This window comes from Agriterribacter sp. (assembly GCF_035497235.1).
Taxonomy (GTDB): Bacteria; Bacteroidota; Bacteroidia; order Chitinophagales; family Chitinophagaceae; genus Agriterribacter.
On record NZ_DATJEB010000033.1, the window covers coordinates 283,153 to 307,796 of the forward strand.

The window sequence follows — 24,644 nt, forward strand, 5'->3', positions numbered from 1 at the left end:
TACAGAATGCGTTTGAAACTTTTGCGCCATATTTCTTTTTTGAAGGCGGTTACTTTATATAGTTTAACCGCCTTTGGGGGAGCGCAGGGGCATTTTGGAATGATGATGAAAACATTTGTTGCCAAAAGAAAAGACGTTACGGAGCAGGAACTTTTGGAATACAACGCATTTTGCCAGTTGCTGCCCGGTGCATCATCTACACAAATCATTACCCTTATAGGCTATAAAAAAGGAAAACTGCCCCTGGCGGTTTTAGCGCTGCTCTTATGGATATTACCCGCCTGCCTGCTCATGGGCGGACTTTCTTTTGCATTAGATTTTGCCGGTAAAACAACACTGCAAAATGATCTCTTTAAATTTATAAAGCCAATGGCTGTAGGCTTCCTGGCTTTTGCCGCCTTCAGGGCCTATACGTTGGTTGCCAATAACCGTATTGCCAGGCTCATTATGACAGGCACTATGATCGCCACTTATTTTCTTTTTAATTCGCCCGTAATTTTCCCTGCTGTTATTGTACTGGGCGGACTGGTTACCAATTTTACGGAAAAAACATCCAAAGCAATAAACATAGAGCCAAGGCCTATTAAATGGGGAAACATAGTAATATTTTTTTTAATATTTATTATTGCGGGGGCACTCAGTGAACTATCCCGAAAAAATGAATGGCAGCATCGCAAAGCCTTTAATCTTTTTGAAAACACTTACCGTTTTGGCGGAATGGTTTTTGGCGGGGGCGATGTACTTATGCCCATGATGTACGAGCAGTATGTGGTTCGCCCGGCATCGGAGCGCATCCAGCTCAAAAATAAAAATGTGATCAGCATTAACCAAAATGAATTTCTTACCGGGGCCGGAATGGTAAAAGCTATACCCGGGCCCACCTTTTCATTTTCTGCTTTTGTGGGAGGGGAGGCACTAAAAAATGAAGGCCCCGGTATGCAGGCCCTTGGCTGCGCCATAGGTACATTCGGTATTTTTTTGCCCAGTGCCCTGCTGGTTTTATTTTTCTTCCCGGTTTGGCATAATTTAAAAAAATACCCCGCTATTTACCGCTCCTTAAAAGGAATAAACGCGGCTGTGGTAGGCATTATGGCGGCATCTACCTTTTTCCTGATGAAAGATATTTCTTTTTTTGAGGTTAACGAAGAAGCTACTACCAGCTTTTTAAACATAGGCGTAATTACCGGCACATTTTTGCTGCTCACTTTTACTAAACTGCCGGCCCCCGTAATTGCGATGATCTGCCTGGCATTGGGTTTACTATTTTAGCCAGGTGGCTCTAAAAGTGTAAATATTTTGCCGTTGTTGCTGTTAATAGGTTGTTTTAGTTCCAAAATGCATTAAAACGCCACAAAACAACCAAAATAGCTGCGTAAATCAAAACGCGTGGCTATTACCTGTAGTACCCGTTTTTTTCTATTTCTTCTTTAACGCTGTCGGGAACCAGGTACCGCACAGATTTTCCCTGCTTTACCATCTCCCGTATTTGGGTAGCCGAAATTTGCAGCAGGGGGGCATCTAATATGGTAATATTGGGCGATTGACCGGCTGCCACTTCAAAGCCCGCTCTTTTATATACAAAAATGGGAAACCGTTTCATCAGCACTTCCGAATTCTTCCACTTATGCAGGTTTTGAAAACTATCGCTACCCATAATAATAGCAAACTGGTGCTGCGGATATTTCTCTTCCAAATAGGCTAAAGTATCTATAGTGTAAGACGGTTTGGGTAAATGAAATTCTATATCGGAAGCACGGAGCTTCGGTTCTCCTTCTATAGCCGTTCTAACCAAATGTAAGCGCTGGTATTCATTGAGCAGGGAATGCGATATTTTAAAAGGATTTTGAGGAGAAACAACAAACCAAACCTGGTGGAGTGGCGTATAGCCTGCAATAAAACCGGCAATGATTAAATGACCGTGATGAACAGGGTTAAACGATCCAAAATACAAACCTATATACATGCGCGATATATCATCAGGCTGTTTTAACAATAAGCTCTTCTACCAGCACACTATTAGCCTCATTTAAACGCAAACTTAAACTATATCCTGCAACAGAAACCGAAATAGGATCCCCTAATGGCGCTATCTGATCAACAGTAATCATTTCACCGGGTATAAACCCCATTTCCATGAGTTTCAAAAAGAGTTCATCATTTTCTACTTCCCTGATGATTACCGTAATGCCCGGGGTTATTTGAGAAAGCCTTTTCATATCAACAAATCTATTGGTAGTTTTGCAGCATTATTTACGATTTTCGGAAAAGGATTTTTTGATGCCCCCTATTAACTTTTACTTCCCATACCGGCAATTTGGATTAAAAAGGCGGAAAGAACTGAAACTATTCATTCGTAGTACCTTCAAAGCCGAAAAGAAAAACCTCGCTTCCCTTCAATACATATTTTGTGCTGATGACTACTTATTAGACATTAACCGCCAGTATTTACAGCACGACTATTATACCGACATCATAACGTTTAACCTGGGAACAGAAAAAAAGATAGAAGGAGAAATTTATATTAGCGTGGAAAGGGTTAAAGAGAACACCCAATTAATGCAAACCAGCTTCACAGAAGAATTACACCGGGTTATTTTTCATGGCGTTTTACACCTGTGCGGGCATAAGGATAAGTTAAAAAACGAAAAACAGGACATGAGAAGAAAAGAAGATCGTTTATTGCAGTTGTATTTCAATAAAAATAAACACCGTTCCACGTGAAACGTTTTTTGCTCAGTATTATTGTTTCCTTTTTTTACACTATAAGTTTCGGCCAGGGCTCTATTGTTTTAAGTGATAAACCATTTATTATTAGTCCTGCAAAAGATACAGCGGTGGAAAACTGGCTTCACGCAAACACTGCTTATTCGCTGCTGTCCAAAGAAGAAAAAGAAGTGCTGTACTGGGTAAATATTGTAAGAACTCAGCCCATTAATTTTTTAAACAATATCCTATACCCATTTTTAGAGCAGTTTCCGGAAGTAAAAAACAGCTACACCCGTTCCCTCATTGCTCAACTATCTGTACTTAACCCGCTTCCACTGCTAACCCCTTCTGCAAAATTATACCAAATAGCCAGTAACCATACCAGAGACCTTGGCATCCATCAAATGTCTGTTTCGCACAGTTCTTCTAAAGGAAAATCGTTTCAGGAACGTATGAACAGCTTTGGCTACTTTGAATGTATTTCAGAAAATGTATATGAAGGAAAAGAAAACGGGCTACTTTCCATTATTTTTTTGCTCATAGATACGGGAGTAAAAAACCTGGGGCATCGGAAAAACATATTAGATGCCGGTATGAAATATACAGGAACATCTTTTTATCCAATAAAAGGACGGAGCAGCCATTTCTTTATGGTTCAGAACTTTTCCTGCAATTAAACAGCTTGTTCCACGTGAAACACTGTTATCCTATATCAATTGGATTTCTAAATAAAAAGGTATTTTATTTTTACCTGCCGTAATTTTGCCCCATGTTTTCAACATACGATGTAATTGTAGTAGGCGCAGGACATGCGGGTTGCGAAGCTGCTGCCGCTGCTGCCAATATGGGTAGCAAGGTTTTGCTGGTTACCATGAATTTACAAACCATTGCCCAAATGAGCTGTAACCCTGCTATGGGTGGAATAGCCAAAGGCCAGATTGTTAGAGAAATTGACGCCCTGGGTGGCTACTCAGGAATTGTTACCGATGCCAGTATGATACAGTTCAGAATGCTCAACAAATCAAAAGGCCCGGCCATGTGGAGTCCGCGGGCTCAAAGCGACCGTATGCTCTTCTCTCAAAAATGGAGAGCCATGCTGGAACAAACACCGAACATAGATTTTTACCAGGATATGGTAAAAGGCTTGCTCATTAAAGAACAATGCTGCGTGGGGGTAATTACCGGCATGGGGCATGAAATAAAGGCAACTACGGTAGTACTCACTAATGGCACTTTTTTAAACGGTATTATTCATGTTGGCGAAAAAAAGTTTGGTGGCGGACGCGTTGCTGAAAAAGCGGCTACCGGCATAACCGAACAATTAGTGGAACTGGGTTTTGAAAGCGACAGGCTGAAAACAGGTACGCCTCCGCGGGTAGATGGAAGAAGCCTCGACTATTCTAAAATGGAAGAGCAGAAAGGAGATGAGGAGATAAGCGGTTTTAGCTTTTTGTCCGTTCCTGCAATTACACCCGAACAGCAAAAAAGCTGCTGGATAACCTATACCAATCAAACCGTACATGATGTGCTGAAAACAGGCTTCAACAGAAGCCCCATGTATTCCGGCAGAATTGAAGGCGTAGGTCCCCGCTATTGTCCAAGCATAGAAGATAAAGTAAACCGGTTTGCAGATAAGGACCGGCACCAGATTTTTGTAGAACCCGAAGGCTGGGATACTATTGAAATATATGTAAACGGATTCTCTACTTCTTTACCGGAAGAAGTGCAGTTTGAAGCCATTCGCATGATTCCCGGATTTGAAAAAGCTAAAATGTTCCGTCCCGGTTATGCTATTGAATATGATTATTTTCCACCTACGCAGCTTCATTATTCCTTAGAAACCAAACGCATAAAAAACCTGTTTTTTGCCGGGCAAATAAATGGTACAACGGGTTATGAAGAAGCTGCCTGCCAGGGCCTAATCGCCGGAATGAACGCGCACCTTGCCACGCAGCATAAAGCGCCTTTTATTCTTAAAAGAAGTGATGCCTATATTGGTGTGCTTATAGACGATCTTATCAGCAAAGGAACAGAAGAACCTTACCGCATGTTTACCAGCCGGGCAGAGTTCAGAACCCTGCTACGCCAGGATAATGCCGATCTGAGATTAACTGAAAAATCATATATTTTGGGCTTAGCTTCTTCTGAAAGACTGAAAATATTAAAAGAAAAAAGAGAGGCTATTAATTATATTACAAATATAATTAATTCTTTATCAATTGAACCAAATGAAGTTAATGATTATCTTAACAGTATTCCTACCTCTCCCATCATTCAAAAACAAAAAGCAGCGCAGTTGCTATTACGCCCCGGTATCCGCTTAAATGAGCTGCAGGCAGCTCTTCCCAGATTATCAGAAGCACTTATGCACAACAAGCAGGATGCTTTGGATGAAGCTGAAATTCAAATTAAGTATAATATTTACATAGAAAAAGAAAGAGAACTGGTTTCAAAAATGAGCAAGTTAGAAGACCTGATGATACCGGAAAACTTTAATTATACGCATATTTCCGCCCTTTCTACAGAAGCCAGGCTAAAATTCATTTCCGTTAAGCCCAGAACACTGGGTCAGGCCTCACGCATTTCAGGGGTTAATCCCAGCGATGTGCAAATTTTGATGGTGTATATGGGCAGATAGATTTAAGGGGCTTAAACAGGCGCCTACAAGCCTAAGGAGGCACTTATCTCCAGCATTCTCCTTATGGGTTTCAATGCGGCAATCCTTAAATCTTCTTCCATTGTTAATTCCGGCAGCTCATATTCCATACACAAATATAATTTTTCCAGCGTATTCAGCTTCATATGCGGGCAATCATTGCAGGCACAACTGTTATCGGGCGGCGCGGGAATAAATACTTTCCCCGGCGAATTCTTTTGCATCTGGTGTAAGATGCCCGTTTCTGTGGCTACAATAAATTCCTTTGCCTCGTCCCTTTCTGAAAACTTAATCAGTTGTGTAGTAGAACCAATAAAGTCGGCTAACTGCAACACTACCTCTTCACATTCCGGATGCGCAATTACTTTAGCCTGGGGATGTCTCACTTTTAATCTGGTAATCTTTTCCCTGCTAAAAATTTCATGCACCATACAGGCCCCGTTCCAAAGCACCATATTGCGGCCCGTTTTTTTATTAATATAGGCGCCAAGGTTTCTATCCGGTGCAAAAATGATCTTTTGATTTTCGGGTAAGCTCTCCACAATTTGCCTTGCATTAGAAGAAGTGCAGATAATATCACTGAGGGCTTTTATCCCGGCTGAGCAATTAATGTACGATATAACAAGATGATCCGGGTGGCTGTCTTTAAATTTTTTAAATAAAGGGGGCGGCGCCGAATCAGATAAAGAACAACCCGCTTTAAGATCGGGCAATAAAACCTTTTTACCCGGATTTAAAATTTTTGCCGTTTCAGCCATAAAATGAACACCCGCAAAAACAATAATATCTGCAGTTGTTTTTTCTGCCTGTTGCGCCAGCCCCAAACTATCCCCAATATAATCCGCTACATCCTGTATATCCGGCTCCTGGTAATAATGCGCCAGTATTACCGCGTTCTTTTCGCGCTTTAGTTTTTCAATCTCTTTAAACAAATCCAGCCGGGGGTCAATATCAACATCCAAAAAACCAACCCGCTGAACATTTTGCTTTGCTTCATCAATGTTAATTACTGCCATAGTATTTAATAATAATTAATTATTTATTTAAAGGCCCTATTACTATTACGGCTGTGAATATGGGGAAACATAACTAAACCTGTTTCTTTGCAAAGTTAAAGCTAATAGTTTATACACTTTCATTCACAAGCTATTCACAGTAGGTGAATAAGCGGCAGCAGGTATTTTTAAACATTATTAACAATGTTGAATGATTATGACTGCGGAAAACTTTTTGCTTATTTTTTAATAATCGGCTGTGTATAAACTGTGGTGAACTTTGTTTTATTAACCGTTGCTCCGGCCCTGTGTAAAGGAATGAGAATTCCAAAATAATCTGTTGTCCGGAACAGCACATCAAAAAAGAAATAAAGCCGGGGTTTTCAACATAAAGCCGGCGCTATTAACAAGTGGTTGTGGATTCTTATAAACGCTGTTCGGCTCTTTTTTATTGCGCTTGCTGTATAAAGAGATATTCACTTTTAGAAGACAGGATGCTGCTGCTTTACGGTGGTTTTCCACAATTTGTTGATAAACTTATATTACCCTATTTTTGCCGTCCATAAAAAATACATTCAATATTATATGTCTATTATTCAGACGATTCGCGACAAAGCTGCTGTTTTTGTGTTTGGGATCATAGGGCTCAGTTTAATTGCTTTTGTAGTTCAGGATGCTTTTGTAGGAGGAGGTAGTCACCTTTTTTCAGGGTCTTCCACTACAGTTGGAAAAGTAAACGGTACGAAAATAGAAAGGGAAAATTTTGACGAAAGAACCAGAGCCATGGAAGCCCAATACCAGTCGCAGGGCTACCGTGTAGATGAGTCTATGCGCCAGGAAATTCAAAACCAGATATGGAATGGTTTGATCAGTAAAGAACTGGTAACCGCGGAAGCGCAAAAGCTGGGCATAGACTTTACATCTAAAGAATTTACTGAATTGTTATTCAGTGACGATGCTCCCCAGGAATTTAAACAACAGTTTACCGATCCGCAAACAGGTATATATAATATTGAAGCGGCGCGCAACGCGTTTAAAACATTACAAAAAAGCAAGGATGCTGTTCAGTTGCGGCAGGTACACGATCAGCTTATTGATCCGATTGTGCTGAGCCAGATACAAAAAAAGCTGATGAGCATTTATACTAACGGTACGTATATACCCAAATGGTTAATTGAAAAACAAAACGCTGTAACGGGCCAGGTAGCCGATATTTCTTTTGTGGGTTTGTCTTATTCAACGGTTGCCGATTCGGCCGTAAAAGTTACCGATGCCGATATCAGCGATTATATTCAAAAGCATAAAAATAATTTTAAGCAGGAAAGAAGCCGGAGCATTGCCTATGTATTATTTAACGCGGCGCCTAATAAAGAAGACAGCCTGAATTTGTGGAACAAAATGGAGGAGTTGAAAAAACCATTTGCTGAAGCGGCAGACCCGGGTGTTTTCGTTACGAGGCAGGGAACAAAGTCGGCGTTTTTTGACGGATACATGAACAAAAGCCGCATACAGATACCCGTTAAGGATTCTTTGTTTGGGTTAGCTCCCGGAGCATTATACGGACCTTATTATGATGGTAACTCCATTGTTATTGCCCGTATGATCGGATCAAAAGTACTGCCCGATTCCGTAAAAGCCCGTCATATATTGATAGCCACTATTGACCCGCAAACCGGACAGCCAACGCTTGCAGATTCTGTTGCTAAAAAAAGAATAGACAGTATACAACAGGCCATTGCCGGTGGCGCTTCTTTTGAAGTAATGGTTACCCAGTATTCTGATGACCAGGGTTCAAAGCCGGTGTTTGGCAGTTTGGGTTACTTCCCTAACGGACAAATGGTAAAAGCTTTTAATGATTTTTGTTTTGAAGGAAAAACAGGCGATAAAGGTGTTGTTAAAACAGAATACGGCTATCATTATATAGAAGTCCAGGATCAGAAGAATTTTGAGCAGGCGTACAAAATCGCCTATTTGTCGAAACCAATTGAAGCCAGTGTAGAAACGGATCGTGCGGCTTCGGCGGCGGCAACGCAATTTGCTTCTCAAAGCCGTACAGCCAAGGCTTTTGATGAAACAGTACAAAAAGAAAAACTCAATAAGCGTCTGGCGGAAAGTGTAAAAGAAATGGATTACCAGGTTATAGGAGTAGGAACGTCCAGGGCGTTTATTAAATGGATATATAGTAATAAGCCCGGAACGGTTTCCGATCCTGTATCGGTAGGCGACCAGTATGTAGTAGCACTTATTACCGGTGAAAAGGAGGCAGGCCTGCAATCCGCTGCATCGGCAAGAGTGATAGTGGAACCCCTGTTAAGAGATAAAAAGAAGGCGGCGCTGCTGGTTGCAAAATTCGGTACGTATACAACTATTGATGAAGCCGCAAAAAATGCGGGTCAGCAGGTTCAGGAAGCAGACAGTATACGTTTTGCAGATAATTTTAAACCCGGCTTCGGCAATGAGCTAATAGTGATAGGCGCAGCGCTCAATAAAAATTACCAGGCAAAAGTATCGCCGCCGCTCGCGGGTAATGCAGGAGCATACGTGGTGCAGGTAAAAAATATAGGCGCTTTGCCCAATGACGCGGCTAACGTGGAAGAACAGCGTAAAGCAGCATCTATGCAAATGAAGCAAACGATGGGTTATTCGGTAATGCAGGCATTAAGGGATGCCGCAACCATAAAAGACGACCGGTTGAAGGCCGGATATTAATAGCGTTAATTTTTTATAAAAAAGAGGTCGCCGGCTTATAGTTGGCGACCCTTTTTATTTTGGTAACTTTGTACCTATGACCGATACGATAATTAACAAAGTGGCCGAAAGCGGCATTGTTACCATAGATTTGGAAACCTACTACCCAAAAGTGGAGATCGCTGTTATTGATATCAAAGCCTACCTGTTTAAAGGACTGATTTTAAAAGAAAAAGAGTTCAGGGAAGCGTTAAAGCAAACAAACTGGCAGCAATACAGCGGAAAATATATTGCCTTAACCTGTACGGCAGATGCTATTATACCCATGTGGGCTTATATGCTTATTGTAGCTTATGTACAGCCGGAAGCAAAAGACATTATTTTTGGCAGCGAAAAAGATGTATTGCAAACCCTGCTGCTTAATAATATTACCAATATCAGCGCCGATGACTACGCTGGTAAAAGAATTGTTATTAAAGGATGCGGTGATGTGGTGCTTCCCGAAGCGGCCTATGCGGCCATTACAAAAAAGTTACGTCCGGTAGTTAAAAGCCTTATGTATGGCGAACCCTGCAGCACCGTTCCGGTGTATAAAGCGCCTTCGGTTCGGGTACCCTACTGATAACCCTGTAACATTTTAAGCTTATTTTTGTATAACAATTAGTAAAAGTTGAAAGTGTTATTCTCTTTCAAACTTCTTATGAAAAAGCAAATAGCATCGTAAAATTTAACAACAATAAACATCTATAAACAGCATTACGAAAACTATTAACAGCACAGGCCATAAAGCCACTCCTCACTCCGTAGTCAGTAATTTAATGGATAACAAAGCAGTTATACTTCAATCGGTTTTTACCTGTCCTGTTTGTGGACACAAACAAAAAGAATCAATGCCTACAGACGCTTGCCAATATTTCTATGTTTGTAAAAGTTGCGGGACACGACTGAAACCGAATGAAGGTGACTGTTGCGTTTTTTGCAGCTATGGTTCTGTAAAATGTCCACCTATTCAAATGGGAACTTCCTGCTGTTCATAGTGATGAAGGGTATGCAGCAGGAGAGCGTGGGGTTATATTAAAAACAATGTGTACCTATGCCATATAAAGCATTTTACCTGAAAAATTAATCCGGAAGCTATCGGATATGTTTTTACCCCTGACCCGGGTTTCGGTAGCTGCTGAAGTTTGCTGTTTCATAATTTAGATTATAAAGATTATTAATTCAGCAAAGTTCTTCGTTGCAGCCGTGATAATCTCAACGCGCCTACTTCCTTTTTAGCTGCTCCAGGTATACTACAATATTTGCCAGTTCTTGCGCTCCCATGCCTTCCGCCAGTCCTTCGGGCATTAAAGACTGATCGTATTGCGTTTTAGAAAGGATATCCGATTTTCTGTATTTTTCAATAATACCGCCAATCATTTTAATACTGATCTCATCTTCCGTTTGGCTGGCAATATAGCCCGATACGGTGGCACCCGTTTTCAGCTTAAATGCATACCCTTCAAAGCCGAAGCTTATGCCGGCCGAAGGTTCAAGAATGGCGGTATATAAAGCCTCCCTTGATAGTTTTGAACCAATTTCCGAAAGATCGGGCCCAAAAGCGATACCCTGTTCTTTTACCTGGTGGCAGGTACCGCAATAAGTGGTAAAAGCAACAGCGCCGGAATCTGCATTGCCCGTCATTGCCATTAATTCTTCAACAGGCGGCAGCTTATTGGTTTGCAATGGTATAGCAAGGTATTTAGCGGCTTCCTGTTTCAGGTCTTTCCGGTGTGTTTTTGTAAAGATGTTTGTTGCCACCGGTTCAAGGTCCTGAGGTAATTGTTTGTTTTTAACCAGTTGTAACAGGGCTGCTTCGCCGGATCTGCCGGTAGCGATGGCTTGTACGGCTTCAGTTCTTAATGCAACAGGATTGTTTTTATCCATAAGAAATTGCCGGAGTATATTTCTTGAAGCATCTCCGCCCGCTTTGCCCAGCAGGCTTATCATATACCCGGATGTATTATTTTTTTGCAGCAAAGCTTTAGTAATAAGCGTGCTTCCTCCCGATTCGAGCAGGAGGTGCAGGGCGTCTGTCTTAATAGCATCATTGACACCTTCGGTGGACAATTTCAAAAGTTCGGTATTTTTGTTTTTTAGCGCGTATTTTCTCACCAGGTCAATGTATACCTGTGTTTGAGCCACACTGTTTAATCCATTTTGAATAGCATTTTTTACGGTTGCCGTACGGGCTGTTGCAGGGTCAAGCTGCAGGAGTGTAAACGCATCAATATAACCCTGCTGCGGATGACGGCCATCCAGCAGAGACAATAATATTTTTTGTTTGTTGCCGTCTTTATAAAAATCAAAGGCGCGGAAAAACTTCAGTTCCCGGCGGGGATCTCCGCCGGGATCGCTGATGATCTTCGCCAGTAAGGGCAATGCCGCGGTAGCCCTTGCCCGCCACACGATATCTTTTCCCGCAGGCGTATTCCAGTTGTTGTTCACCAATTGCAGCCAGGCATTAAAAAAGCCATCCCATTGCCCTTCGGCCGCAATGCCCAACGCTTCGAGGTACCAGCGGTCTTTACCATTATATTGCTGAGCCAGTTGGGCCCAAACTGCCGGCGCTTCGGTTGAGGTGTTGCGGTGAAGTGCCAGTGCCGCCTCTCTTTTAACCTGTATACTTTCATCGTTGAATAAAGATTTTACTATGGCAATGGTATCTGCTTTTACCTGTAAAGCGGCTCTTAACGCGGTAATGCGGATGTTGGGATCCTTATCTTTCAATGCCTCCTGTATATAAGCCGCACCCTTATTGGGAATTTTACTCAGCAGCCATAGCGCCCGGGCCCTGAAGCGCGGATTTTCTGAAGTGTATAGTTTTTCCAAAGCAGGCGCTGCTGCTTCCCCCATGCTGTTTATTTTTTGCCATGCCAAGTAACGGGTAGAGCCGTTAGGGCTTTGTAAAGCTTTTATTGCGCCTTCGGTTGTGGATAGATCCTGGGCAGGAATTTTATACCCTTTATGTTTTTGGGGCGTAACCCTGAAAATCCTCCCTTTGGCAAAATCCTTTACCTGGTGGCCGCCTACACCGGGGTCGTACCAGTCGGAGATGAATAAAGATCCATCGGGCGCTACACAAACATCTGAAGGCCGGAACCAGTTATCGCCCGTGCCTTCAGCAATAGTGTTGATTGTAGCCGAATATCCCGCTCCATCGGGAACAACAGCATAGGAGCGTACTACATTGGGGCCGGCATCGCTATGGATCAGTTGTCCGCGGAATCGTTCGGGCAGCAGGTTACCTTCATACACCAGTATACCTGTTGGCGAACCGGCTCCCGTTTGCAGCATATTGGGTACTACGCCGGGATCATTTAAATGCCAGTGCCGGTAAGGAATGGAATCTTCTATATTAATACGTCTTTCGGGCCAGGAGGCGCCGGTTATTTCATCTGTAAATCCATAATTGCCATAAGGCATAACATAATTGATGCGTACGCCGCGGTTGCCATCGTCATCATTGTCGGATTGCCACAGAGTGCCATAGGAGTCTTCTGTAACCTCGTAAGGATTGCGGAAATTATTACCCAGCACCTCCACGTTTTTACCGTCTGTATCGCAGCGAAAAACCATACCCTGCCGCCAGGGGTTGCCGTTAGCTGTAATTTCTCGTCCGTAAATATCTTTTACCTGATTTCCATATTTATCTTTTAGCCCCTTTCCTTCATTACCATAGTTGAAATATAATTTACCATCAGGTCCAAAATTAAAAGCGTGTATGGCATGATCGTGTTCCTGCCCGCTGATGCCCGTAAAAAGCGTATCTTTTTTATCGGCTACGCCATCATTGTCTTCATCGGTAAAAACAAACACATCGGGGCTTCGGGAAACAATTACCTTGTTGCCCAGCACCGCGATGCCTAATGCCGAGTTGATATCTTCGCCCTGGTAAAAAACGGTTTGCTTATCCGCCATCCCATCGCCGTTACTGTCTTCAAGTATTACAATCCGGTCTCCTTCTTTTTTGTAAGGATTGTCGGGGTTGAGCGAGTAGCGGTAATTATATCCTTCGCATACCCACACCCGGCCTTTTTCATCAATATCCATATTGGTAGGATTAACCAGCATAGGCTCGTGGGCAAATAAGCTGATCTGCAGGTCATCTGCTCCTTTCAAACCTCTTAATGCATTTTCCGGAAGATGCTTTTGTGCTTCAGAAAGCGGCTTGCTTTCATCTTCCTTTTGCACCGGCGACTGGCAACCCGCCAGCAGCAGGCTAAGTAAAAAAGCGGTATACAAAAAGGATAAAATGCCGGTTACATGCCGGGAGAACCTGAAAAAAACAAAGCTCATATAAAAGAGGGTTTTAAACGCTGAATGAGGTACTTAAACCAATAAATATAAACATCTTTTTTCCTTATTCTTCTTCTAATTTTTTTGCTATTTGGCTGAACATATCGTTTTGTGTTTGTTGTATTTCCAGCAGCTTCCTGTTTTGATCCAGCAGTAAATGATCGATTTTTTCGTGGAGCAGGCGAATTTCTAATTCTGCTTTAAGGTTAATCTTATAGTCGTGCTCCCCCCGGGCTCTGTCTTTAGCCTCCTGCCTGTTCTGACTCATCATAATGATGGGCGCCTGTATAGCGGCTAAACAGGAAAGCACTAAATTGAGCAATATAAAAGGATATGGGTCAAAGCCCCTGTTATGCAACAGGTAAATATTGATCGCCATCCATACCAGCAGTAAAAAAAAGAATATAGAAATAAAGGTCCAGCTACCGCCAAAGGTTGCTACATGGTCTGCCAACCTTTCGCCGGGCCGGGCTTTTTCATCAGCTTGCAGTGCAATATTTTCAGAAAGGATCTGGTTATCCATTATACTGCCTACCACTTCTTTTTCTGCTTCTGTTAGCTCGCCAATTTCCTGGCGCAATAAAGCTTCAATATACATTTTACGCTCTTGCTGCAGGGTGTCTACCGCGATGTTGCTGGTTTCATTAAAATCCGGATGCTGCTTCCTGATGAAATCATATAACGGCTTTCTAAGTTGTGAACCTGTGAGCAGTTCGTCATCGGGATATTCTTTTTTGTTGATAAAGCAGGTACCACTCATATGCTTAATGCTTTAAGTATGCTTAATCAAACTTAATGAAAAAAAGGGCAGGCCCGAAAGGTAAATGGGTAACCTGAATGGAGGAACGAAAAAGTTAGGCAGGTACATTAAACCGGAATCCCACACCATGTATGGTTTCGAGATTAACAGAGGGGTCGGTTTTAAAATGCTTACGGAGTTTGGTGATAAAAACATCCATACTTCTGCCAAGGAAATAATCATCTTTTCCCCATACATTCAGCAGTACTTCGTCTCTTTTTAAAATGTGGTTGGGATGCTCGCATAAAAATTTCAGCAGGTCGGCTTCTTTCTGCGTTAAATTGGAAACTTCCCCTCCATCATAAATTTTAAGATCTGTATAGGAGAAATGCATTTTACCGAGTTTAAATTCGAGGGCCTGGTCAGAGAATAATTTTTTTGTTCTGCGTAAAAAAACGTCCATCCGCATCAACAGTTCTTTCATGCTGAACGGTTTGGTAATATAATCGTCTGCGCCGCTGGTAAATCCTTTCAGCTTATCTTCCTCCATAGATTTTGCTGTGATGAATAAAATAGGGATAAGGTCGCTTTTCTGCCGTATTTTTTTGGCTACGCTAAATCCGTCTTTAACCGGCATCATTACATCTAAGAGGCAAATATCAAATTCATCTTTTTGAAAGTGCTGCAGCGCCTGTTCCCCATCGGAACAGAGCAAAACCTGGTACCCTTCCTGCTCAAGATTATCTTTAATAACGTAGCCTAATGATAAATCATCTTCGGCAAGTAACACATTTGCTTTGATTGGTTGCATGATGTAAAAATTTATCCGGGTAAAATGATTTTAAATTCCGTGCCAATGCCAGGTACACTGTTTACCACAATTTTCCCGTTATGGGCATCTACGATCTTTTTAACAAAATTCAGGCCTAAGCCAAATCCCTTTACATTATGCACATCCCCCGTAGGCACACGGTAGAATTTCTTAAAGATATTCTTAAAAAATCTTTTATCAATGCCCACGCCATTGTCTTTTACCGATATAAAACTGTCCGACCCGCATTTGCCGGCTTCTATAATGATTAGAGGTACGCTGGAATATTTAATGCCATTTTCAATGAGGTTAACAATAGCCAGTTCAAGATGTGTCTTATCGGCTTTAACAGCAACGTCTTCCGCTTCAATTTTAATTTCAATTTTTGCGCCTCTTGCTTCCACAAGGGGTTGCAGTTTGGATATGGCCTGATCAATAAGCTCTTTTACCGGAATAGATTCCATCTCTACGCGAAGTACATTTTGTTCGGATACCGCCATTTTTAGTAACCGCTCCACCTGGTTTTGCAGGTGTTCTGTTTCGTGCGTAATAATAGAGGTATACTTTTCCATTCGTCCGGGCTGCTTTATTATGCCGGGCTGGCCTAATACTTCAGAGGCAATTTTCATTACAGCCAGCGGTGTTTTGAATTCGTGGGTAAAATTATTGACAAAATCTTTTTGTATTTCAATCAGGAATTTTTGCTTGTAAAAATAAAACAGGCTAATGGCAAGGCCTATTAATACCAGTACCAAAACAGTGCTGCCTATGATCCATAAATTCATTTGCGATAAAATGTACGCGCTCCTGTCCGGAAAATGAAGGAGGATATAATGATAATCCGCGGGGTATATTTCCAGTGTTGCAGATGCCACTGCGGGTGCTGATGCAGGGGAGGCTATATTTTGCTGAAAAATGTAGTACCGCTTTGTTTTGTCGTATAAGGCCACATTGCATTCGGTTAAAACGTCAAAGTCCATCAGTTCATTGGTAAGGTAAAATGCAAGCGTATCTTCAGGCGGCAAATTGCTGATTCGTATAACAAAAGTATTGGGCGAAGGCCGCATGGTTATCATTTGCTGTAAATGGCTGCCCGGACTATCGGATAGGCTCATGTCTTCAAAAAGTCCGCGAACACTTTTTACTACGTTGGTATCAAACTGCTTTTGCTCTAATTTGTATATGTGGTTCAGCCAGTATAATTGAATGGCTATGATTAAGCCAATAACAACGGCGCCTGTTAGCACTATCCATTTTAAGGTGGCGGAACGCATACCAAAACGGTTGGAGGAATAAATAGGCACAAATATGTTTTTAATTATTTAAAAAATGTTGCCGGCTGCTTCTTTTCTTGTTAAGCCACCGTTAACCCGCTTCCCTGCTGTTGTACAGGGTATACCCGCTCCTGCATGACAAGGTGCAGTTCCCGGAAAAAAATTATTTTGAAATTTGTATTTGAAATTAATGTATATCCCACCAAACTTTAACAGGATAAGCTTTATTAATAATCACCGGTTCGCCTATCATGGGTGTAGTGACAGGTATATTTAGTGCTGCGGCTTTTTTTACAGCCCTGGCAATGGGCTCGTTCCAGGGATGATTGGCCAGGGAAAATTTTCCCCAATGTACAGGAAGTAACCATTTTGCGCGCAGGTCTATACCAGCCTGTACGGTTTCTTCCGGCATCATGTGTATCAATGGCCATGAGGCGTTGTATTGTCCGCATTCAAGGATAGCCAGATCAAATTCGCCAAACTTTTCACCGATGGCCTTAAAATGGGCGTCATATCCCGAATCACCGCCAAGGTAAAGGGTATAGCCAAATATGCGGAGTACAAATGAACACCATAGCGAGCCTCCCCGTTTTAACCCGCGGCCCGAAAAATGCCGGGCGGGTGCTGCTGTAATTTCAATATCATCGCTTATCCGAAGAGTTTCCCACCAGTCTAATTCCGTTACAGGTGTTGGATGAAGTTTTTGAATGCTGGTGCTTACGCCTAAGGGCATGCACCATGCGCTGGTTTTATCACGCAGTTGGGTAAGGGTACCGGTATCCAAATGATCGTAGTGATTATGTGTAAGTATCATCAGGTCTATAGGCGGTAAATCATTAGGGGTATATATAGCTGTGCCTTCAAAAGCCCTGATCAAAAAAGGGAGGGGCGAAGCGTGGCCGCTAAAAACCGGATCCACAAGAATATTTTTCCCCCTGATATGAATAAGGTAAGAAGAATGCCCGAACCAGATGATCTCCGGGCTTTCTGAATGCAGGTTTTTGAGATCCGTTTTTACCGATGGTAAAGGATGAGAGGGACGGATTGTTTTTGGACGGTTCAGGCTCTCTTTAATTACTTTAAGCCACGAACTGTCTTTTGCCATTACAGGCGTTTCCGAAAGATTTTGAAATGAGCCATTCTTATAGTTGACCGATTGCGATATTATTTCCAACCTGCTCATATTAATTGTTTATTGAATGGTAAAGTTATTAATAGCGGAGCAGGTCGTTTGTATTTTTCTGCCAGGGAGTATAGTTCAATATCTATAGTTATGCATCTCCCTATTGAATACCCTGCTAACATTCATCATTCCGATAAATGCAAAAGGCAGCCGACCCTTCGCAAAATTAAAAGAGCTGCAAAGCCAACGCACAAAACCGACCACACAATTTGCAGCACATTTAATTTTGCCCAGCCGCAATAATCATCTTATTGAAAACCTGCAACTGAAAGAAAACGATTTCTTAAAACGGGCGGCTATTCTGCTATTTCATTCCAACCCTGAAAAAGCAGAATAGTTATACTGCACTAAAAGCAGAGCAAAATGGTTATAAGGTATTACCTGTTGTCAGACAAATAGAATATAGTATGATCCAGCGAAATTACCTGCAGATTAAGCAGGATGTGGAAGATCTCGTGAGTGCAGAGATGGGAAGGGTGCAGAGATGGGAAGGATGCTGAGTGACCGGAAGTGTCAGGTTTAATAATTAAGAAGAAATAACAATTGCTAAACTGCCCATAAAGTTCCGGCCTCTTCCGATATCCCATGTTCCTTGTCCATCATTTCATTTTCTTTTACTTAATTAATTAACCCGGATTGCATGAAATGGCTATAGATGGAATATAGTGGATTCTCGTTCGATTATTTTTCCCATAAGATTCACAGTCATTGGGATGTGATTATTGTTTTTTATACGTCTTATAGCCAATTCAATACTGATACTCGCCATTTCTTCACAAGGCTGAATATATGAGGTAAGCGGGTATTTAAGATGTTGGGAATATTTCATATTATCAAAACCGCATATTAAACAATCCGAAGTAATCTTAACATCAATCTTTTCTAATGATGATAACAACAATGCGGCAGTTGAATCATTGGCGCAAATAATACCCGTTTTGCCTTTTTCAATTTTAATCGTTTTTATATAATCAATATCAGAAGGATCTCCGCAGTATATATTCTCGTCTGTAAATTTTAAATGGTTCTTTAAGGCTTCATCTCTTATGCCCGATAGCCTAAGGTCTACTGAATTACCTGAATTTGGACGGAAGAAAAAGTTAATCATTTCACAACCGTTTTTAATAAGATGTTGTGCCATTGTGCTGCCGGCAAGAAAGTTGTCTATCCAAATAACATCAAATCCACCAACATCGGGTTGAGGTTTTACCCCTCTGTCAATTAAAACAAGAGGAATATTTGCACTAGTAATTTTATTAAATATTCTTAGGTTTATTTCATCTGCTTCGGGCAACCGTTCAAGTGGTGAAAATAGAATACCATCAACCCTTTGCGTTATATAATTTGCACAATCTTGCTCTATTTGAGATTTCCTTATTTCTGCATTACTGGCTCTGGCACCCTCCCATAAACAATTCAATTCATTTCTCTTGGACAACTTCAGTATCTGATCATTAATTATTGTAAAAATTTCAGACTCACCCGAGCCTGGTAACAGCAACCCAACGGTATATTTTGATCTTACATTATCGTGAATAACCTGCGAGCCGGCTCCTCTTTTCTTATGTATATATCCTTTGGTTTGTAACTGGTTATAAATTTTTGCAATAGTAGGTCGTGATACAGAATATTGTTTTGCAAGTGTTTCTTCTGAAGGTAATAAGGATCCGTTTCTGTATACACCGTTAACAATGTCCTCTTTTAAAGATTCATATATATCAAGTTGTTTCCTACGCAATTCTCTAAAATTTTGTCTTTCCTAAAAATAGATTTTTCAATAATGCCAGCGCTAAATAATTGCTTGTATAAATGCAAGCAAAGCTAATTAATATTTCCATGATAATTATATGTAAATATTATGTAAGTAGTTGTAATTTATTCAGATAAAAACTCAAGAATATTATTATAAACATTAAATGAAATAATCATGTATTTATTGTTATAAATTAATAGTAAATACATTATATTTAAAAGTTTGTTTTAAATTTCAGAAACAGGGAGGAGCAGATTAAAAATAAAGATTAATAAAATGTTAAAATGTTAAATTTACTTGAATTTTAATTAACATTTTATTTGTTTTAATTTATCATTGATATTACATTTGTAGCATATTAAGTTTACATAAAAATTACTAATTCTAAACCTAACGACATGCTTATGCTTGCTTTAAAAAAGAAGAGAATAGTGTCTGTACTTATCTTTTTCCTCATTATATGGCTTTCAATCCCCATTGTAAGCATTGGAAAAACAATACCTTCTCCAGATCAGCAAACAGACATTTTTGCCAATGGGAAAGTATTAGGTGAAAATGGCGAACCATTATCCGGGGTAACAATTCTTGAAAAAGGATCTGCTATTGGAAGCACACTGACTGATGAGACCGGTGTGTTTTCGATCAAGGTATCTTCAGGAAACAGTATTATTGTATTAAGCTATATTGGTTATAAAACTATTGAAATGCCAGCATCGAAAATTAACGGTGCTGCAATTTCAATGACAAGAGATAAGCTGAATTTGGACGAAGTTGTAGTAACCGGATATGTATCCCAAAAAAAGGCAGATCTTACCGGTGCTGTATCAGTTGTAAATGTGAGCCAGATAGCAACCAATCCTACTGGTAGTGCTATGCGGGCGCTTCAGGGTAAGGTTGCGGGGATGTCTGTTTCCGCTAATGGTTCTCCCGATCCTAATGCTACTGTGCGGATTCGTGGAGAGGGTACATTAAACAACAATAACCCGCTTTATATAATAGATGGAACACCTACAACACGTTCGATGGGTGAGCTTGCCATGATGGATATTGAATCTATCCAGGTATTAAAAGATGCCTCTTCTGCATCTATCTATGGGTCGCGTGCTGCTAATGGTGTTATCATTATTTCCACCCGTAAAGGGAAAAAGGGCACTGTAGTAAATTTTAATGCTTCCTATACATCGGTGAGTAGCAGAAAGCCACTTAACCTAATGAATACCGAGCAACGCGGCATAGCGCAATACTGGGCTATAAAAAATGACAACCCTAATGCAGATCCTAATGTAGTGGGTATTGGCGGGTTGTATAATTATGTTGATCACCAGGATGCCAATGGTAATTTTGTTTTGGATAAAGTAACCTGGAGAGAATATCTGGATCCTGTACAGCAAACCATGAAATCTGCTGATACAGACTGGCAGAAAGAAATACTAAGAAGAGGTCAGATTCAGCAGTACAATGTTAGCCTCTCCAGCGGCGGAGACAACAGTCATGTGTTTTTCGATCTTGACTACTACGACAATAAGGGAACTATTAAAGGAAGTTATTTTAACCGGTACAGCGCCCGAATCAATAGTGATTATTCTTTCCTGAATAAACGGGTAAAGATCGGAGAAAATTTAAGTATCTCTAAATGGCGCAGAAGTACCCATATTGGTGAATCAAATATTGGTTCAACCAAATCACTCATGTCAATTGTGCCCGTGCATACGGTAGATGGGGTTGGCTGGGGTGGCCCCATAGGCGGAATGAGCGACAGGCATAATCCTGTGCGTTTGATTGAAGACAATTTGCAGAACTACCAGGATGTGGTGCGTTTGTTTGGCAATGCCTACGCAAATGTTGAAATTGCTAAAGGGCTCTCGTTTCAATCCTCTTTTGGTTTGGATCTGGCAGGCACCTGGCAAAAGACGATGGACCTTACTTACTCTGCAGGGTTTTTAAGCGAAGATCGTAGTAAGGTTACCCAAAGCTCTAATTACCAGTTAAACTGGAATAACAGTAACGTTCTCCGTTATGTGTTTGATGTAGGGCGTCACAATGTTGATGTAATGGGCGGTCAGGAGTCTATAGGATCTCAGAGCAATAATTTCTGGGCCAGCAGAAGAGTATATGCCCTGGAAACTCCTAACTACATGCAATTGGATCGCGGTGAAACAGAAAGGGATAATGGTGGTAATGAAAGTATAAACCGCATGAGTTCCTGGTTTGGTAAAATAAATTACAATTTCGATAGCCGGTATCTGGCTTCGTTTACCCTCCGTAAAGATGCGTCTTCCATATTTGGTGCCAGCAACCGTTGGGCCACGTTCCCCGCGTTTTCATTGGGATGGGTATTGAGCAATGAAAAATTCATGCAGGGATTGGCACCAACACTTTCGCACCTGAAACTCAGATATGGCTGGGGCCAAAATGGTAATTCTCAAATTGATAATTATGCGGCCTTCCAGATGTACGAATTTTTATACGATGTAAATACTGTGTGGGATTGGAACTGGGGAACCGCTTATGATTTCACTGGTCAGGCTGGCAATCTGCCTTCCGGCTTCCGGCGTACACAGAGAGGCAATCCGGGCCTGAAATGGGAAACAACCGAACAACATAATGTGGGTGTAGACTTCAGTTTACTTAACTCTACCCTGAGCGGTTCGGTTGACTACTATCTTAAAAGCACTAGGGATATTCTGATGAAGCCCGGTACAGTAGCTACATTGGGCGAAGGTGCAGGTATGTGGTTGAATGGCGCTAATATCCGTAACCGCGGGTTTGAAGTAACGCTTAATTATACCAATAACATCGGCAAAGTTGCCACTAATGTTGGTGTAGTGCTGGCACACAACAAACAAAAAATTGTGAAAGTGCCTGATGTAGTAATCAACAATTTTGCAGGTAACGGTAAAGATGACAATATCCTGGGCCGTTCCAGAAGTTCAATGTACGGATATATTGCAGACGGATTGTTCCGGAGCCAGGATGAAGTGGACAATGCACCAGCACAAGTGGGAGCTGCTCCCGGTAGAATCAAATACAGAGATATTAACGGGCCTGATGGTAAACCAGATGGTAAAATCGATAACCACGATCGTACCTGGATAGGTGTACAAGATCCTACATTGGAATACGGATTTAACGCGGGTGCAAGATGGAAAAACTTCGATTTCAATATTTTCTTCAATGGTATTTTGGGTAAGAACCTGAATGTGCAGGGATGGAAGACCTGGACTATATATGCACTGGGTACTGTAGGCGAAAACTACGATACCAAATTGTTGGATGCATGGACTCCTACTAATACCGGTTCTAACATACCCGCAATTTCAGTAAACAACTATAACGAGGAAAACCGTTTTTCAACCTATTATGTAGAGAATGGATCGTATCTGAAAATCAGGAATGTGGAACTTGGCTACTCTTTCTCCAGGAAGTTATTGAGTGCTATAAAATCCAACCAGTTCAGGGCGTACCTGAGATGCGACAACGTTTTAACAGTAAGCAAAAACTGGGGCAAAAATGCTTACACCGGGCTTGATCCGGAAACGCCAGGGACTAGTTATCCATTACCTTTTTCAATTACAACAGGCATAAAATTAACTTTTTAAAATATTTATTGTATGAGACTACTAATTTGCTCATGTATTACACTCCTAATAATATTTTCAATATCATGTAACAAAGGTCTGGATCAAACGCCAATGGGAGTTATTTCAAGCGGCGAATTAAATACGCCCACAGCTATAGAACAAATGGTTAATGCAGCCTATTCCTTTGTAGGGCAAAACCACTTTAATAAACAAATGGGTTTACCGTACGAAGAGGGGTCTGTTCGGGCAGGAGAAGCCTATAAAGGTGGTTCAGGCACCAATGATAATGCGGAAAGAAATCTCTGGGAAACCTTTGTATTCCTGCAGCCCACCACCACCGGCGATCTGGATAATTTATGGTATGTACATTATGCAGCAGTGGGCAGAATGCACGATGCAATGCGCAGAATTAAAAATACCGAGGAGTCTGTATTTCCGTTAAAAAATGAAAGATTGGCAGAGCTTAGATTTCTGCGGGCGCACATCTACTTTTATATGAAAGTTGCTTTCAAGTCCTTCCCATATATAGATGAAGAAGCTCCTGATGAAATGTATGATCAAATAAGTAACGATGCACTTACCGATCAGGAATTGTGGAACAAACTCATAGAAGACTTTAGGTTTGCTGCCGCCACTTTACCTGCTACACAAAGTGAAGTGGGCCGCCCTACACAATTTGCGGCAAAAGCATACCTGGCAAAAGTGTTACTTTTTGCAGCCTACGAACAGGACGACAACAACAACGTTATCTCAATCAATACGGAAAAGCTTACTGAAGTTGCAACGCTGTGTAAGGAGGTGATAGATGGTGCAGGTAAAACATTGTATGACGATTTTGCAAAAAACTTTTTAACTGCGTTTGAAAATGGTAATGAATCAATTTGGGCAGTACAGTATTCTGCTAATAATGACAATTCACCAACGGGTAGGTTAAACGCATGGTTGATATATCCCGTTAACTCCGAGTACGGATGCTGTGGTTTTCTGCAACCTTCAGAAAATTTGATGAACAGGTTTAAAACCGTAAATGGTGTTCCTGATTTTGATAATTACAATACCGGCGTGATGTTGACTGGCAAAGATGCTTTTGCAAGTCAGCCTATGGACCCCAGGTTGATGCACACCGCAGCGGTACCTGATATGCCCTGGAAGTATGATGCAGATTTTATCATGGAAAAAAGCTGGGTAAGGTCACCGGAAGTATACGGTTACTCCATGAGTCAAAAAATGCTGGTGTTGCCTACTGATCCCGGTTTCAGGAAAACGAATCCATTTATGGGCAGCGGTTTGAACTGGGATGTGTTGCGCCTTGATGAAGTGATATTGATGAGAGCGGAAGCCTTGATTCAATTGGGTGGTCAGGCCAATCTGGACGAAGCGCTGGGGCTTATTAACCAAATTAGAACCAGAGCGGCTAACAGTACTGGCTTGCTAAAATTTGCTGATGGCACCCCAACCGGCAACTTTTCTGTTCAAACCTATCAGCCAGGGGTAAACTGCCCGGTATGGAACCAGGAGTTTGCATTTAAAGCATTGCGTTGGGAACGTTTGCTGGAGTTTGCTACGGAAGGTAAAAGATTTTTTGACCTGGTGCGCTGGGGTATTGCAGCGCAGGAAATGAACGACTATTTTGATGTTGAAAGAACTCGTAGAACCTACCTTAAAGATGCTGTATTCACAAAAAACCGGGACGAGTATTTCCCTATTCCGCAACAGCAAATAAATTATGTAAGAGGGTTGTATAAACAGAATCCTGGTTGGTAGTTGTTATAAATGAAAGGATATTTGACCCTCCGGTAATTAGCAATAATTGCCAGCTTGTAATTGGATGTTGTTACCGGTCGTAAAGCCCGATGTGATACGCTGGCTTTACGATCTCTTTCATTACACATTCATTGATTTGTATAAGTTTAAAAAATG

18 protein-coding genes are annotated in these 24,644 nt (G+C 41.4%); 9 read left to right on the top strand and 9 right to left on the bottom strand.

What is annotated here, in order from left to right:
* Positions 1-6 precede the first annotated feature (6 nt).
* Complete coding sequence (locus tag VL121_RS10925) at positions 7-1,269, top strand: chromate transporter (protein ID WP_325405127.1); 1,263 nt, start codon at positions 7-9, stop codon at positions 1,267-1,269.
* A gap of 124 nt (positions 1,270-1,393) precedes the next feature.
* On the opposite strand, the gene nadD is transcribed toward VL121_RS10925, so the two are convergent.
* Together nadD and VL121_RS10935 are read right to left on the bottom strand one after the other, a co-directional pair.
* Entirely contained in the window at positions 1,394-1,963 is a 570-nt protein-coding gene (gene nadD, locus VL121_RS10930) for a nicotinate (nicotinamide) nucleotide adenylyltransferase (protein WP_325405129.1), read from the bottom strand.
* Positions 1,964-1,976: 13 nt separating this feature from the next.
* Complete coding sequence (locus VL121_RS10935; protein ID WP_325405131.1) at positions 1,977-2,216, bottom strand: FeoA family protein; 240 nt, start codon at positions 2,214-2,216, stop codon at positions 1,977-1,979.
* A 61-nt stretch (positions 2,217-2,277) separates the two neighbouring features.
* Between VL121_RS10935 and ybeY the strand changes: the two genes are divergently transcribed.
* From ybeY to mnmG, 3 genes are all read left to right on the top strand, one after another.
* Entirely contained in the window at positions 2,278-2,721 is a 444-nt protein-coding gene (gene ybeY, locus VL121_RS10940; protein ID WP_325405175.1) for an rRNA maturation RNase YbeY, read from the top strand.
* On the top strand, positions 2,718-3,383 hold the full coding sequence (locus VL121_RS10945) for a CAP domain-containing protein (protein WP_325405133.1): 666 nt from the start codon (positions 2,718-2,720) through the stop codon (positions 3,381-3,383). Before ybeY ends, VL121_RS10945 begins: the two co-directional genes overlap by 4 nt.
* Positions 3,384-3,475: 92 nt before the next feature.
* A complete protein-coding gene (mnmG, locus tag VL121_RS10950) occupies positions 3,476-5,344 on the top strand; it encodes a tRNA uridine-5-carboxymethylaminomethyl(34) synthesis enzyme MnmG (RefSeq protein ID WP_325405135.1) in 1,869 nt (622 codons plus the stop codon).
* A 23-nt stretch (positions 5,345-5,367) separates the two neighbouring features.
* Here the strand turns inward: mnmG and nadA are convergent, their stop codons facing one another.
* Positions 5,368-6,378: a quinolinate synthase NadA gene (nadA, locus tag VL121_RS10955; RefSeq protein WP_325405138.1), complete on the bottom strand. Its 1,011-nt coding sequence runs from the start codon at positions 6,376-6,378 to the stop codon at positions 5,368-5,370.
* A gap of 564 nt (positions 6,379-6,942) precedes the next feature.
* Between nadA and VL121_RS10960 the strand changes: the two genes are divergently transcribed.
* From VL121_RS10960 to VL121_RS10970, 3 genes are all read left to right on the top strand, one after another.
* Positions 6,943-9,066, top strand: a complete 2,124-nt coding sequence (locus tag VL121_RS10960; RefSeq protein WP_325405140.1) for a peptidylprolyl isomerase — start codon at positions 6,943-6,945, stop codon at positions 9,064-9,066.
* Between the two features lie 76 nt (positions 9,067-9,142).
* On the top strand, positions 9,143-9,667 hold the full coding sequence (locus tag VL121_RS10965) for a DUF2480 family protein (RefSeq protein WP_325405142.1): 525 nt from the start codon (positions 9,143-9,145) through the stop codon (positions 9,665-9,667).
* Positions 9,668-9,863: 196 nt separating this feature from the next.
* Entirely contained in the window at positions 9,864-10,082 is a 219-nt protein-coding gene (locus VL121_RS10970; protein WP_325405144.1) for a GDCCVxC domain-containing (seleno)protein, read from the top strand.
* A 226-nt stretch (positions 10,083-10,308) separates the two neighbouring features.
* Here the strand turns inward: VL121_RS10970 and VL121_RS10975 are convergent, their stop codons facing one another.
* The 6 genes from VL121_RS10975 to VL121_RS11000 form a co-directional block, all read right to left on the bottom strand.
* Positions 10,309-13,383: a PVC-type heme-binding CxxCH protein gene (locus VL121_RS10975; RefSeq protein ID WP_325405146.1), complete on the bottom strand. Its 3,075-nt coding sequence runs from the start codon at positions 13,381-13,383 to the stop codon at positions 10,309-10,311.
* Positions 13,384-13,447: 64 nt separating this feature from the next.
* Positions 13,448-14,143 (bottom strand): DUF1003 domain-containing protein, encoded by a 696-nt coding sequence (locus tag VL121_RS10980; RefSeq protein WP_325405147.1) that lies wholly within the window; start codon positions 14,141-14,143, stop codon positions 13,448-13,450.
* A 94-nt stretch (positions 14,144-14,237) separates the two neighbouring features.
* Positions 14,238-14,933 (bottom strand): response regulator transcription factor, encoded by a 696-nt coding sequence (locus VL121_RS10985; protein ID WP_325405149.1) that lies wholly within the window; start codon positions 14,931-14,933, stop codon positions 14,238-14,240.
* Positions 14,934-14,944: 11 nt separating this feature from the next.
* Positions 14,945-16,237 carry a sensor histidine kinase gene (locus VL121_RS10990; RefSeq protein ID WP_325405151.1) on the bottom strand — a complete coding sequence of 431 codons (1,293 nt, stop codon included), beginning with the start codon at positions 16,235-16,237 and terminating at the stop codon, positions 14,945-14,947.
* Between the two features lie 157 nt (positions 16,238-16,394).
* On the bottom strand, positions 16,395-17,390 hold the full coding sequence (locus VL121_RS10995) for an MBL fold metallo-hydrolase (RefSeq protein WP_325405153.1): 996 nt from the start codon (positions 17,388-17,390) through the stop codon (positions 16,395-16,397).
* Between the two features lie 649 nt (positions 17,391-18,039).
* Positions 18,040-19,128 carry a LacI family DNA-binding transcriptional regulator gene (locus VL121_RS11000; protein WP_325405155.1) on the bottom strand — a complete coding sequence of 363 codons (1,089 nt, stop codon included), beginning with the start codon at positions 19,126-19,128 and terminating at the stop codon, positions 18,040-18,042.
* A gap of 419 nt (positions 19,129-19,547) precedes the next feature.
* On the opposite strand from VL121_RS11000, the gene VL121_RS11005 reads away from it, so the two are divergent.
* Both VL121_RS11005 and VL121_RS11010 read left to right on the top strand, forming a co-directional pair.
* Positions 19,548-22,742, top strand: coding sequence for a SusC/RagA family TonB-linked outer membrane protein (locus VL121_RS11005; protein ID WP_325405157.1), 3,195 nt, complete (start codon positions 19,548-19,550; stop codon positions 22,740-22,742).
* A 93-nt stretch (positions 22,743-22,835) separates the two neighbouring features.
* Entirely contained in the window at positions 22,836-24,488 is a 1,653-nt protein-coding gene (locus VL121_RS11010) for a RagB/SusD family nutrient uptake outer membrane protein (protein ID WP_325405159.1), read from the top strand.
* Positions 24,489-24,644: the final 156 nt, after the last annotated feature.

Bases quoted from the DNA above. Each gene is read 5' to 3' on its own strand.
- VL121_RS10995 (WP_325405153.1), bottom strand. From the start codon at position 17,390: ATGAGCAGGTTGGAAATAATATCGCAATCGGTCAACTATAAGAATGGC.
- mnmG (WP_325405135.1), top strand. From the start codon at position 3,476: ATGTTTTCAACATACGATGTAATTGTAGTAGGCGCAGGACATGCGGGT.
- ybeY (WP_325405175.1), top strand. From the start codon at position 2,278: ATGCCCCCTATTAACTTTTACTTCCCATACCGGCAATTTGGATTAAAA.
- nadA (WP_325405138.1), bottom strand. From the start codon at position 6,378: ATGGCAGTAATTAACATTGATGAAGCAAAGCAAAATGTTCAGCGGGTT.
- nadD (WP_325405129.1), bottom strand. From the start codon at position 1,963: ATGTATATAGGTTTGTATTTTGGATCGTTTAACCCTGTTCATCACGGT.
- VL121_RS10935 (WP_325405131.1), bottom strand. From the start codon at position 2,216: ATGAAAAGGCTTTCTCAAATAACCCCGGGCATTACGGTAATCATCAGG.
- VL121_RS10970 (WP_325405144.1), top strand. From the start codon at position 9,864: ATGGATAACAAAGCAGTTATACTTCAATCGGTTTTTACCTGTCCTGTT.
- VL121_RS11010 (WP_325405159.1), top strand. From the start codon at position 22,836: ATGGGAGTTATTTCAAGCGGCGAATTAAATACGCCCACAGCTATAGAA.
- VL121_RS10975 (WP_325405146.1), bottom strand. From the start codon at position 13,383: ATGAGCTTTGTTTTTTTCAGGTTCTCCCGGCATGTAACCGGCATTTTA.
- VL121_RS10980 (WP_325405147.1), bottom strand. From the start codon at position 14,143: ATGAGTGGTACCTGCTTTATCAACAAAAAAGAATATCCCGATGACGAA.
- VL121_RS10925 (WP_325405127.1), top strand. From the start codon at position 7: ATGCGTTTGAAACTTTTGCGCCATATTTCTTTTTTGAAGGCGGTTACT.
- VL121_RS10985 (WP_325405149.1), bottom strand. From the start codon at position 14,933: ATGCAACCAATCAAAGCAAATGTGTTACTTGCCGAAGATGATTTATCA.
- VL121_RS11005 (WP_325405157.1), top strand. From the start codon at position 19,548: ATGCTTGCTTTAAAAAAGAAGAGAATAGTGTCTGTACTTATCTTTTTC.
- VL121_RS10965 (WP_325405142.1), top strand. From the start codon at position 9,143: ATGACCGATACGATAATTAACAAAGTGGCCGAAAGCGGCATTGTTACC.
- VL121_RS10960 (WP_325405140.1), top strand. From the start codon at position 6,943: ATGTCTATTATTCAGACGATTCGCGACAAAGCTGCTGTTTTTGTGTTT.